The organism is Synechococcus sp. R55.7 (assembly GCF_047461955.1).
In the GTDB taxonomy this organism is placed as follows: domain Bacteria; phylum Cyanobacteriota; class Cyanobacteriia; order Thermostichales; family Thermostichaceae; genus Thermostichus.
In genome coordinates, this window is record NZ_JANSIC010000398.1 from 1 (window position 1) to 971 (window position 971).

Consider the following 971-nt stretch of genomic DNA (forward strand, 5'->3'; position numbering starts at 1 on the left):
CTGCGGGCGGATGATTTTGAAATTACAGGGGGATCCCCGGCAGCGGGCGCAGTGGGGCCCTACCTACAGTTCAACATGCGGCGGCAGCGGGATAACCAAATCCTAAATCGCCCCCTTAATGTCTATGTGGACAACGCCGGGCTGGCAGAAAGGCGGAATCCCCTTTTGGATAACCAAAACCGTCCTATTCTCTTACAGCGCTCGGTGGCCTTTTTGGGCAATGGGCTGGATCTGAACAGAGATGGCCAGCCGGATCTGCCCCCCAAAGAACCCCCCAACTTCACCAGTGGCCCGCTGCTGCCCTACACCCCGCCCAATCAGTGGCAAAGCCGGGCTGCCCTTGCCTATGTTCCCGGACAGGCCAATATCCCCAGACGGAGTCCCAGCGACCGCTTTGGCATCTACTTTTCTTCCATCCTGCCCTACACCGGGCAGCTTCGCTTTCGCGCCCGCGACGAGCTGGGCAATGCCTTTGCCCGCACCTTTGAGGTCACCTACCCGCCGGCAGCCAGCCGCGCCACGGTCACGGTTACCTTGGCCAACCTCACCGCCACTGCCCAAGAGCCGGTTCTCATTGCCATTTGTAACCAGTTGGGAGCTGCTGCCGTGGTGGGCCTGCGGAGTGGCACGTTCACCGAGCTGGTGGATCTCCTGCCGGCCCCAGGGCTGCCGGTGGATCCCACCTTGAGCGAGCCCATCCGCTATGTGGCCGAGGCTTATCAATTTAACCGCGATCGAGCCGTCATCCGCGTTTCCCAGAATCCCACGGATCCCAGCCGCATGAGCGTTCCTCTACTGGGATTTGAAGGGACAACCGGTCGGGCAGATCTGACGCTGGTGAACTCTGTAGGGGATCGGCTTACCTGCTTCAACGATCGGCTTTCGGATCTGCGGGATACGTTTTCTGACTTTTTCAGATAGTCAATTCAAATAGCAATGAGACACTGGCCAGTAGAATAGTCCGACTCGCA

The 971-nt window shown here is 59.2% G+C and carries 1 protein-coding gene; it reads left to right on the plus strand.

All coding sequences use genetic code 11. The features are described from left to right. Positions 1 to 921: hypothetical protein (locus NW820_RS12740; RefSeq protein ID WP_414407686.1), on the plus strand; the 921-nt coding region annotated here is incomplete at its 5' end. Positions 922 to 971 lie beyond the last annotated feature (50 nt).